Source organism: Clostridium sp. 1001270J_160509_D11 (assembly GCF_015667935.1).
GTDB lineage: Bacteria > Bacillota > Clostridia > Peptostreptococcales > Peptostreptococcaceae > Intestinibacter.
This window is the reverse complement of record NZ_JADPET010000079.1, coordinates 1-12,830: the sequence shown is the minus strand read 5'-3', so window position 1 is coordinate 12,830 and position 12,830 is coordinate 1. Positions and strand designations below refer to the sequence as shown.

Annotated in this window: 7 protein-coding genes; 4 read left to right on the top strand and 3 right to left on the bottom strand. The window is 30.9% G+C overall.

The genetic code is table 11. From position 1 onward, the window contains the following. Nucleotides 1-111 precede the first annotated feature (111 nt). The 4 genes from uvrB to hprK all read left to right on the top strand — a co-directional run bounded on the left by uvrB (nt 112) and on the right by hprK (nt 7,991). A complete protein-coding gene (gene uvrB / locus I4U58_RS08605; RefSeq protein ID WP_347708173.1) occupies nt 112-2,079 on the top strand; it encodes an excinuclease ABC subunit UvrB in 1,968 nt (655 codons plus the stop codon). A 116-nt stretch (nt 2,080-2,195) separates the two neighbouring features. Further along, the gene (gene uvrA / locus I4U58_RS08600) at nt 2,196-5,021 is read left to right on the top strand and encodes an excinuclease ABC subunit UvrA (RefSeq protein ID WP_195930888.1); all 2,826 of its coding nucleotides are present in this window, start codon (nt 2,196-2,198) and stop codon (nt 5,019-5,021) included. Nucleotides 5,022-5,247: 226 nt separating this feature from the next. Beyond that, the gene (uvrC, locus tag I4U58_RS08595; RefSeq protein ID WP_195930887.1) at nt 5,248-7,062 is read left to right on the top strand and encodes an excinuclease ABC subunit UvrC; all 1,815 of its coding nucleotides are present in this window, start codon (nt 5,248-5,250) and stop codon (nt 7,060-7,062) included. Between the two features lie 2 nt (nt 7,063-7,064). Continuing rightward, nucleotides 7,065-7,991: an HPr(Ser) kinase/phosphatase gene (gene hprK / locus I4U58_RS08590; RefSeq protein WP_195930886.1), complete on the top strand. Its 927-nt coding sequence runs from the start codon at nt 7,065-7,067 to the stop codon at nt 7,989-7,991. 218 nt (nt 7,992-8,209) lie between these two features. On the opposite strand, the gene I4U58_RS08585 is transcribed toward hprK, so the two are convergent. The 3 genes from I4U58_RS08585 to I4U58_RS08575 all read right to left on the bottom strand — a co-directional run bounded on the left by I4U58_RS08585 (nt 8,210) and on the right by I4U58_RS08575 (nt 12,474). Further along, nucleotides 8,210-10,012, bottom strand: a complete 1,803-nt coding sequence (locus I4U58_RS08585) for an NADH-dependent [FeFe] hydrogenase, group A6 (protein ID WP_195930885.1) — start codon at nt 10,010-10,012, stop codon at nt 8,210-8,212. A gap of 61 nt (nt 10,013-10,073) precedes the next feature. Further along, nucleotides 10,074-11,960 (bottom strand): NADH-quinone oxidoreductase subunit NuoF, encoded by a 1,887-nt coding sequence (locus I4U58_RS08580; protein ID WP_195930884.1) that lies wholly within the window; start codon nt 11,958-11,960, stop codon nt 10,074-10,076. A gap of 13 nt (nt 11,961-11,973) precedes the next feature. Continuing rightward, nucleotides 11,974-12,474 (bottom strand): NAD(P)H-dependent oxidoreductase subunit E, encoded by a 501-nt coding sequence (locus I4U58_RS08575; RefSeq protein ID WP_195930883.1) that lies wholly within the window; start codon nt 12,472-12,474, stop codon nt 11,974-11,976. Nucleotides 12,475-12,830: the final 356 nt, after the last annotated feature.

The following is a 12,830-nucleotide window of genomic DNA, read 5'->3' as shown; positions in this document are numbered from 1 at the left end:
TAATAAACAATTAAAACAAGAACCAAATTTATGGATAAATAAAGCCCTAACAGTACTATTTATAATAGGTATAATGGAAATAGAACTAATGTTCGGGAAAGGTTAGGTGATATTATGGATTTTAAAATAAAATCTGACTTTAAACCTACAGGTGACCAACCTGAGGCTATTAGAGAAATAGTAAATGCCATAAATCATGATGAAAAATTTTCGACTTTATTAGGGGTTACAGGTTCAGGTAAGACATTTACAATGGCAAATATAATACAAGAGGTTAAAAAGCCTACTCTTATATTAGCACACAATAAAACATTGGCTGCACAGCTTTATAGTGAATTTAAAGAATTCTTCCCTGATAATGCAGTTGAGTATTTTGTAAGTTATTATGATTATTATCAACCAGAGGCATACGTTGCCCACAGCGATACATACATAGAAAAAGATGCTAGCATAAATGATGAAATAGACAAATTGCGCCACTCTGCTACAGCATCAATTTTAGAGAGAAAAGACACTATAATCGTATCTTCTGTATCATGCATATATGGTATAGGGGATCCAAAGGATTATAAAGATTTGATGTTATCTCTAAGGGTAGGTATGGAAGTTGAAAGAGATGAAATAATTAAAAAATTAATAGATATACAATACGAAAGAAACGATATAAATTTTGTAAGAGGAACATTTAGAGTAAGGGGAGATGTTGTCGAGATTTTCCCTGTAAGTAATGATGAAAGAGCTATTAGAGTAGAATTCTTCGGCGATGAAATAGATAGAATAACAGAAATTGATTATGTTACTGGAAAAATCGTAGGAACAAGAAAATACACTGCTATATTCCCAGCATCACATTACGTTACTACTCCAGAAAGAATTGAAGAGGCAGTAAAAGCAATAGAAAAAGAATTATCAGATGTTGTTCAAGAATTTAAAGATAATGACCAGTTGCTTGAAGCACAAAGGATAGAACAAAGAACAAAATATGATATAGAAATGCTTAAAGAAATAGGATTCTGCCAAGGTATAGAAAACTATTCAAGACATATTACAGGCAGAAAAGCAGGAGAAAAGCCATATACACTTATGAACTTCTTTCCAGATGATTTCTTGTTGATAATAGATGAATCACACGTTACGCTACCACAAGTTAGAGGTATGTATGCAGGAGACCATTCTAGAAAAAAATCATTAATAGACAATGGATTTAGACTTCCTTCTGCATACGACAATAGACCTTTAAACTTTGAAGAGTTTGAAGAAAATATAAACCAAGTATTATTTGTTTCAGCGACACCAGGTCCTTATGAAATTGAACATTCAACTACAGTTGCACAACAAATAATAAGACCTACAGGATTACTTGACCCAATTATAGAAGTAAGACCGATTGAAAATCAAATAGACGATTTAGTTGGAGAAATAAACAAGGTTATAGAAAATGGAGAGAGAGTATTAATCACTACCTTAACTAAAAAAATGAGTGAGGATTTAACAAATTATCTTGAAGAAATTGGAATTAAGGTAAAATACCTACATTCAGATATCGTTACTTTAGAAAGAACGGAAATAATAAGAGATTTAAGATTAGGTAAGTTTGATGTATTAGTAGGTATAAACTTACTTAGAGAGGGATTAGATATACCAGAAGTATCATTAATAGCTATTTTAGATGCAGATAAAGAAGGTTTCTTACGTTCAGAAACATCGTTAATACAAACAGTTGGACGTGCTGCCAGAAATGCAGAAGGTAGAGTTATTATGTACGCAGACAAGATTACTCGTTCAATGGCAGCTACAATTGAAGAGACAGCTAGAAGAAGAGAAATACAGTCACAATATAATAAAGAACACGGTATAATTCCTAAAACAATTAAAAAAGACATCAGAGACAGCATAGAAACTCTTAAATTAGCTGAGGAAGAAGAAATTTACGGAATAAGTGAAACTGATAATAAAGAAGAAATTAAGGCTAATATAGATAAATTACAAGCTGAAATGATGGAAGCAGCAACTAATTTACAATTTGAAAGAGCGGCTCAGTTAAGAGATAAAATAAAAGAATTAGAGCAAAAAGTATAAAAAATATAAATAAGATTACTAATACAAAACATATTTTTACAAATAATCGATTAGAAATTTTTATATTAGAAAGAATTATAAGAGATAGATTCAAAATAAAAAGAAAGGAACATAGAATGGAAGATAAAATAATAATAAGAGGTGCTAAAGAAAACAATTTAAAAGATGTGAATTTAGTAATCCCTAGAAATAAATTTGTTGTATTTACAGGATTATCTGGCTCAGGAAAATCATCATTAGCGTTTGATACAATTTATGCAGAAGGACAAAGACGATATGTAGAAAGTCTTTCATCATATGCTAGACAATTTTTAGGGCAAATGGAAAAACCAAATGTAGAGTACATAGAAGGTCTTTCACCAGCAATTTCGATAGACCAAAAGACAACATCAAGAAACCCTAGATCAACAGTAGGTACAGTTACAGAAATATATGATTACCTAAGACTTTTATTTGCTAGAGTTGGAGATGTACATTGTCCTGTATGTGGAAATAAAATAAGCCAGATGACAGTACAAGAAATCGTGGATAAAATATTAGAATTTCCAGAAAGAACAAAATTACAAATACTGTCTCCTATCGTTAGGGGTCAAAAAGGAACGCATAAAAAGACACTAGAAGGACTAAAAAAAGAAGGATTTGTAAGAGTTAGAGTAAATGGAGAAAATTACGAAGTTACAGATGAGATTGAACTAAGTAAAAATAAAAAACACAATATAGAAGTAGTTGTAGATAGAATAGTTGTAAAACCAGGAATTGAAGGAAGACTTTCTGACTCAATCGAAACAGCAATAAAATTATCAGATGGATTAGTTATTGCACAAATTATAGATGGAGAAGAAATACTGTATTCAACTAAATTCGCATGTCCTGACCATGGAGTTGGAATTGAAGAATTATCTCCAAGAATGTTCTCATTTAATGCTCCATTTGGTGCTTGTGATGAATGTAATGGTTTAGGTGAACGTAGAAACGTTGATGAGGATTTAGTTGTACCAAATAAAGATTTATCGATAAACCAAGGCGCAATAGCAGCATGGGGTTCTGTAAGTAAGAGTAATGATACTTACTATAGCAAAATGGTAAGAAGTTTAGCTGATATATATGGAGTATCTTTAGATACACCATTTAAAGAATTACCAGATGATTTTGTACAAGAGTTACTTTACGGAAGAGACAACACAATTGTAGAATTTGAATTTGATTCTAAATTTGGAGGAAGAAAACACTATAAAGCTCCTTTTGAAGGTGTTTTAGTAAACTTAGAGCGAAGATATAATGAAACTTCTTCTGAATATGCTAAGGATAAAATTGATGAATTTATGGCAGAGACTCCTTGTCCAAAATGTAAAGGTAATAGACTAAAAAAGGAAGTCCTATCAGTTAAAGTAGGAGAAAAAAATATAATTGAAGTAACAGAGCTTTCAATAAATGAATTAATAGATTTTATAGATAGTTTAAAATTAAGTGAAAAGAATCAATTTATTGCTCAGGAAATATTAAAAGAAATACACGAGAGGGCATCATTCTTAATCAATGTAGGTTTAGAATATTTAAATCTATCTAGAAAGGCGGGAACACTATCAGGTGGTGAAGCACAACGTATAAGACTTGCAACACAAATAGGTTCTGCTTTAGTAGGTGTTCTTTATGTATTAGACGAACCTAGTATAGGTCTTCATCAAAGAGACAATGATAAATTAATAGCCTCACTTCAGAACTTAACTAGAATAGGAAATACGTTGATTGTTGTTGAGCACGACGAGGATACTATGAGAGCTGCGGACTATATAGTAGATATAGGGCCTGGGGCAGGAGTTCATGGTGGTGAGATAGTTGCTCAAGGTACATTTGATGAAATTATAAATAACCCGAATTCTATAACAGGTATGTACTTAAGTGGAATGAGAACTATAGATGTACCGGAAACAGTTAGAGAAGGAAACGGAGAGTTTATAGAAATAATAAAAGCAAGTGAAAATAACCTTAAAAACCTAAATGTAAAAATACCATTAGGTAAATTTGTATGTATAACTGGTGTTTCAGGCTCAGGAAAAAGTACACTTATAAATGAAATACTATATAAAAGTGTTGCCAACAAAGTAAACAGATCTAGAATGAAACCAGGAAAACATAAAGAAATAAAAGGTATAGAAAATATAGATAAGATAATAAATATTGACCAAAGTCCAATAGGAAGAACTCCTAGGTCAAATCCTGCAACTTATACAGGAATATTTGACCACATAAGAGATTTATTCGCAATGACAAACGAAGCTAAAGCAAGAGGATATAAAAAAGGAAGATTTAGTTTTAATGTAAAAGGTGGAAGATGTGAGGCATGTAAAGGTGATGGAATAATAAAAATAGAAATGCACTTCCTACCAGACGTATATGTTCCTTGTGAAGTATGTAAGGGTGAAAGATATAATAGAGAGACTCTACAAGTTAAATATAAAGATAAGACGATTGCTGATGTATTAGATATGAATGTTGAAGAGGCACTAGAATTCTTTGAAAATATACCTACAATAAAAAGAAAATTAGAGACATTAATGGATGTAGGTCTTTCATATATAAAATTAGGTCAACCATCTACTCAATTATCAGGTGGTGAAGCACAAAGAATTAAATTAGCAACTGAATTAAGCAAAAGACCTACTGGTAAAACATTATATATTTTAGACGAACCGACAACAGGGTTACATATGGCTGATGTAGACAAATTAATAGATGTTCTACAAAGATTAGCTGATACAGGTAACTCTATAGTAGTAATAGAGCATAACTTAGATGTAATTAAGTGTTGTGATTATATAATTGATTTAGGACCAGAAGGTGGAGATAATGGGGGAACTATAGTTGCAACAGGAACTCCAAAAGAAGTATCAAAAGTAGAAAAATCATATACGGGACAATTTTTAAAAAAATACTTTGAATAAATATGTATTAATATAAATAATTTTGTAATATGATAGAAAAACATCAAAAAAATATGGTATGATTTAATAGTAAATAAGAGCATTATAAATTAATATGATTTATAATGCTCTTATACATTAAAAAATTATAAATGTCAGAAAATAAAAGATTATATAGGAATTAATATGTAATTAAAGACAAAAAATAAAGAATAATAGAAGTTTATGAGGAAAAAGGAGATTTTTAATGTTTGATATTCAAGAACAATTAAAATTACTACCAGACGAACCTGGCGTTTATTTAATGAAAAACAAGAACGACAAAATAATTTATGTCGGGAAAGCTATTTCTTTGAAGAATAGAGTTAGACAATATTTTCAATCATCTAAAAATCACTCATCAAAAGTGAGATCTATGGTAGAAAATATTGCATCATTTGAGTATATAATTACTGATTCTGAGTTAGAGGCGTTAATACTTGAATGTAACTTAATTAAACAGTACAGACCAAAATATAATGTTTTGCTTAGAGATGACAAAACATATCCATATATAAAAGTCACTGTTAATGAAGATTATCCAAGAGTAATGAAGGTTAGAAGAGTACTAAAAGATAATGCAAAATATTTTGGACCATATACAAATGTGGGTGCGGTAAACGATACCCTAGAGATAATTCATAATATATATCCAATTAGAAATTGCAATATAGATATACCAAAAGCTATTAAAAATAATGCAAGGCCATGTTTGAATTATCATATTAAAAAATGTATAGGACCTTGTACAGGACATGTATCTCAAAAAGAATATAACAAGATAATTGATGAAATATTATTATTTTTATCAGGAAAAGAAGAAACTTTAATAAATCTCTTAAAAGAAAAAATGAATGAGTGTGCAATGAATTTTAACTTTGAAGAGGCAGCCACTTATAGAGATAAAATAAAGAATTTGGAAGAGATAAAAGAAAAACAAAAAATAGATTCATCAAGTATGGATGCAAATCAAGATGTAATTGCTTTAGCAAGAACAGAAGAAGAAGCATGTGTTCAAGTATTCTTTATGAGAAATGGAAAAATAATAGGAAGAGAACACTTTATATTAGAAGGTGTAGAAGGAAGTAAATCTAATTCTGTGCTTGGCTCATTTGTAAAACAATTCTATATGGAACAGGAGTATATACCAAAAGAAATAATTATAGATGAAGATATAGAAGATAGAGAGATATTAGAACAGTGGTTAAGTGAGAAAAAAGGAAACAAAGTAAGTATTACATTACCTCAAAAAGGTGAGAAGAAAGCATTGGCTATGATGGTCAGAAAAAATGCTATGGAATATTTAAATAAATTTTCTCATTTAAATAAACAAAAATATGAAAAAAGTATTGGTGCACTAACTCAATTAACAGAGTTACTTAACCTTGAAACAGTTCCAGAAAGAATTGAAGCATACGATATATCTAATATTCAAGGTGTAGATTCAATTGGTACTATGGTTGTTTTTACAAATGGTAAAAAAGATAGAAAAGAATATAGAAGATTTAAAATAAAGACCATAGTAGGTCCAGATGATTATGGCTCAATGGCAGAAATTTTAAGCAGAAGAATAAAACATGGAAATTTACCAAATTTAATTTTACTAGACGGAGGAAAAGGTCAAGTAAGCGCTGTACAAAACGTACTAGACGAAAATAATATACAAATTCCTCTGTGGGGTATGTTTAAAGATGACAAACATAGAACAAAAGGATTAGTAAATAAATCACAAGAAATTGTATTAGATAAAACAACAAACTTATACAGATTTGTTGCTAGCATACAAGAAGAAGTTCATAACTATGCTATAACTTATCATAGAAGTTTGAGAAAGAAATCACTTACAAAATCCGTACTAGATGATATACCTGGTATAGGGGAGACAAGAAAGAAAAATCTTTTAAGCCATTTTAAAAGTATTGATAGTATAAAGGCTGCTACATTTGAGGAATTATTAGAAGTTGAGAGTATAAATAAAACAGCAGCAGAAAATATTTATAATTATTTTAAATCGGAGGAATAAGAATGGAATCAAAAGACAAAATAGCAATATCAGATCTTGTTAGGGACTTAGAACTAAATGTTGTTTATAGACCAGAAGGTAAAGAATTCTTCGTTCAATCACAAGATGTAAATAGAACAGGATTAGCACTAGCAGGATACTTTGAATATTTTGCATTTGATAGAATACAGATAATAGGTAAAGGGGAATATACTTATTTTAAAAATATCGATAAAGAAAAGAGAAGAGAAATACTAGATAAATTATTCTCTTATGATATACCTGCATTAATCGTTACAAGAGGATTGGAAATTGATGAAGATATATTAGAAGCTGCCAAAAGACACGAACGTGTACTAATAAGTAGTGAAAGAAATACTACTAGATTTATAAACAAAATATCTAACTATCTTGATAATAGATTAGCACCACATATAACAATACATGGAGTACTTGTAGACGTATATGGGATAGGTGTTCTTATAAAAGGAGAGAGTAGTATAGGTAAGTCTGAAACTGCTCTTGAGCTTATACAAAAAGGACATAGATTAGTTGCAGATGATGCAGTAGAAATAATAAAATTAGATGATGATAGATTGATTGGACAAGCGCCAGAATTACTAAGACATTACATGGAGATAAGAGGTATAGGAATAATCGATGTAAGAAGTTTATATGGCGTTGGTGCAATAAAAAACATGAAAGAAATAAGTTTAATTCTTGAACTGGAAAGTTGGGACCAAGAAAAATACTATGATAGACTAGGTCTTGATAAAGAATATGAAACAATATTAGGAAAAGAAGTAGAAAAATTAGTTGTTCCAGTAAAACCAGGTAGAAATACAGCTATGATAGTAGAAGTTGCAGCTATGAACTATAGACAAAAAATAATGGGATATGATGCAGCTATAGAATTTACTAAGAAATTATCTCAAACAATACAAAAATAAAATAGTATAAAATAAATAAAATAGCCTTTTGCATGTTTTGATTAAATAATGTGAAAGGCTATTTTATTTAAAAAATTTATGCTCATAATAGTAAATCTAATTATAGTAAATTAAGTATATAAAATATTTATGAAAAAAAAGAAAGACCTGTCGAGTAAAAACACGACAGGCCAATCTAATCTATATATTATAGGCTTTTAAGGCTATTATTAACTAATTTATTCAGTAGTTAAGGCAGCTTCTTTTGGATCTTCTTTTGCATATGGATTACTTCTATCAAAATAATGCGTATGTAGATAAGTATGAGCGTTGTGTCCGCCTCTTTCTCCCAAGAACTCAGCATATAATTTTTTAATATCTTGGTTTTGATGAGATTTACGTTTAGGCTTATTAGCATCGATTGCATATAATCCAGCACCTCTTGCTTTAACTTTTTCGTAATCTCCACCATGGAATGGTTGACCTCCACCGGCAACACATCCACCAGGACAAGCCATGATTTCTATGATGTGGTATTTAGGAGCTCTACCAGCAGCTATATCAGCTCTTAATTCATCCATTAATTTTCTAGCGCATCCTAGAGATGAAGCTGCAACTACATTTACGTCAGTTCCACCAACGTTAACTGTTGCTTCTTTGATTCCTTCAAATCCTCTTACAGATTTAAATTCTATAGCATCATCAGGTAATTCAACTTTAGTTACATCAGTGTAAGCAGTTCTTAAAGCAGCTTCAAGAACACCACCAGTAACACCGAATATATCAGCAGCACCAGTTGAATATCCTAAAGGACTATCAAATTCAGCATCTTCTATAGTTGCTAAATCTATACCAGCTTCTCTTATCATTCTTGCAAGTTCTCTTACTGTTAATGATAAATCAGTATCGATTATACCATCTTTACCTAATTCTTCTCTAGCAACTTCATATTTTTTAGCTATACAAGGCATTATAGACATTACTATAACTTCATCAGGTTTTTTACCTAATATTTTGTCAGCGAAATAATATCTAGCTACTGGAGAGAACATACTTTGTGGTGATCTACAAGTTGATAAGTATTTTAATAAATCTGGGTATTGAGTTTCACAGAAGTTAACCCAAGCTGGACAACATGAAGTCATTATTGGTAAATCTCCACCTTTAGTTAATCTTTGTACAAACTCATTAGCTTCTTCCATTATAGTTAAGTCAGCAGCAAAGTTAGTATCGAATACATAATCAAATCCTAATGCTTTTAAAGCTGCAACAACTTTACCAGTAGATATAGCTCCAGGTTCAAATCCAAATTCTTCACTTATACCAACCCTAACAGCTGGAGCAATTTGAACCATAACTGGTTTTTCTTTTTGAGCTAATGCATCCCAAGCTTCTTTAGTATTATCTTTTTCCATTAAAGCACCAGTTGGACATACACTAACACATTGTCCACAGAAAGTACATTCTGTATTCATCATGTCAGTATTGAAGAAAGTACCAACTACAGTATTGAAACCACGATTTACACCAGAAAGAACACCAACAGTTTGAACTTCTGTACACATAGTTTCACATCTTCTACATAATATACATTTGTCATTATCTTTTACTATAGAATAAGAAGAAGTATCTATAGGTGAAGTTGATTGTTCACCTTTAAATCTTATATTTCTTATACCCATATCAGAAGCTAAATTTTGTAATTCACATTGACCACTTTTAGCACAAGTATAACAATCTTGTGGATGGTCTGATAATAATAATTCAACAACATTTTTTCTATATTTTAAAGCTTCAGGAGTGTTAGTGTTAACTACCATTCCTTCTTTAACCATAGTACCACAAGCAGGTACTAGTTTTCTTCCTGCACTTACCATACATACACGGCAAGATGCACATTCATTAGTAAAACCTATTTCATCTATTTTCATTTGGCATAAGCTAGGTATTTTAATACCTACTTGCTTTGCAGCTTCAAGTATTTTAGTACCAGATGGTACGGCAACAGCTTTGCCATTTATAGTTAAATTAACTAAACTCATTAGTAAATCCCTCCTCAATAATAATTAAAAAATTATTGTCTAACAATTGATTATAAATGTACTATCTTTTTTCGATTGCATGTTTCTTACATTTTTCCATACAAGCACCACATTTTAAGCACTTAGTTGTATCGATAACATGTTTTTCTTTCTTTTCACCAGTGATAGCATCAGCAGGACAGTTTTTCTTACATAATCCACAACCGATACAATTATCATTGATGAAGTAATTTAACATAGATTGACATTTAGCAGCAGGACATTTTTTGTCTTTGACATGAGCTAAATATTCATCATAGAAGCAATCTAATGTACTAAGAACAGGGTTAGGGGCACATTTACCAAGACCACATAAAGAAGTATTCTTTATAGTTAAAGCTAAATCTTTTAAATCAACTAAGTCTTCTTCTGTACCTTTACCATCACATATCTTAGTTAACATTTCAAGTAATCTCTTATTACCTATACGACATGGAGTACATTTACCACAAGATTCATCAACTGTGAATTCAAGGAAGAATTTAGAGATATCAACCATACAGTCAGTTTCATCAAGAACAAGCATACCACCAGAACCCATCATAGAGCCTATAGATGCTAAAGATTTAAAATCTATTGGAGTATCTAAGTCTCTAGATGATATACATCCACCAGATGGACCACCAGTTTGAACAGCTTTGAATTCTTTTCCGTTAGGTATACCTCCGCCTATTTCATAAACTATTTCTCTTAAAGTTGTTCCCATAGGTACTTCAACAAGTCCTACATTGTTTACTTTTCCACCTAGGGCGAAAACTTTAGTACCTTTAGAATCTTCAGTACCATAAGAAGCAAACCAATCAGCACCATTATTGATTATAGCTGGAACATTACCAAATGTTTCAACGTTATTAACTGAAGTAGGAGCTTGCCATAAACCATGTTTAGAAGAAGAGAAAGTCTTCATTCTTGGTTCGCCACGTTTACCTTCGATAGAGTTAATTAATGCAGTACCTTCACCACAAACGAATGCACCAGCACCATATTTTAATTCTATTTTGAAGTTAAATCCAGTTCCTAATATATTGTCACCTAAAACACCAGCTTCTTCAGCTTGTGCTATAGCTATTTTTAATCTATCTATTGCAAGAGGGTATTCAGCTCTTATGTAGATATATCCTTGAGAAGCACCAACAGCATAACCAGCTATTGCCATAGCTTCAAGAACACTATTTGGGTCACCTTCTAGAAGTGATCTATCCATGAATGCACCTGGGTCACCTTCATCAGCATTACATACAATGAATTTTTTACCGTTTACAGCAGGGTTTTTAGAAGCAGATTCCCATTTAACACCTGTTGGGAAACCAGCACCACCACGACCTCTTAAGCCAGATTTTTTCATTTCTTCGATAACTTCTTGTGGAGTCATTTCTTCTAGACATTTAGCAAGAGCTAAGTATCCATCATTTGCGATATATTCAGTTATATCTTCTGGATTTATATGACCACAGTTTCTTAAGGCAATACGTAATTGTTTTTTATAGAATGCCATATCTTCATGTTTTTGAACTTTTTGGTGATTTAGAGCAGGTTCTTCGAATAATAATCTTTCTACAACTTGGTTATTGGCGATATGACTTTGAACTATTTCATTAGCATCTTCTGGTTTAACATGAACGTAGAATACGTTATCAGGATAAACCTTAACGATTGGTCCCATAGCACAGAATCCAAAGCATCCTGTTAAATGAACCATAGCATGGTCTGATAAACCAGCTTTTTCAATTTCTTCTTTTAAATTTTCGATTATTTGTAAACTGTCTGAAGATGTACATCCAGTACCTCCACAGACTAAGATATCTCTTTTATCAGGTATAGCATCTGTATGATTTTCTCTTAAATCAAGAACAGGTTTGAATTCTTTAACAGCAGCTTTTAACTCAGCTATTGAATTTAATTTTTTCATCAATATTTACCCCCTAACAGCTTAATTCTAAATTTCTATAGTTGTCTAATATTTTGGAAACATCATCTGGAGTTGATTGACCATAAACTTTTCCATTTACAACTACAACAGGAGCTAGTCCGCAAGCACCAACACATCTTAAACCTTCAAGTGTAAATTTAAGGTCCTCTGTTGTTTCTCCAGCTTTGATTCCTAATTGTTTTTCGAATTCAGCCATTACCTTGTCTGAGCCTTTAACGAAGCAAACTGTACCAAGACAGACACTAATTTTGTATTCTCCGATTGGATTAGTAGAGAAGTAAGAATAGAAACTTACAACACCATATACTTTAGAAGGAGCAACGCCTAACTTATCAGCTATATGAAGTTGAACTTCTTTTGGTAGATAACCGAAGATTCCTTGAGCTTCTTTAAGTACAAATATTAAAGCACTTTCATCCGCTACTTCTAATGAATCAATAAGGTTATCTAATTCATCAAATAATTTTTGGTTTTGTGAAACAAAATCGCACATACAAATCCCCCTTTTCGTTTTAAGTTACTTCTTAAATTAGAATAATTAACTAACGATAAAAAAAGAAAATCTTATTAAGAAACCTTAGACTTAAATAAGGCAGATTTTCTTAAAAAGTAGCACTATTTATTTTTATATAGAGTGCAAAATACATTAATAGAAATTATACTTATAAAATTTATATAATGGTGATAGTAATAACTTCATTATGTATTTAAAAAATATAAAATCAAAAAATAGTTTTATAAAACAATCCGATCAATTAATGAATTTATATCAGAATATAATATACAAAATTTTCTGAAAAGAAAATAAAAGTAAGATATATAGGATATAAATGTTATAACTAAATCTGG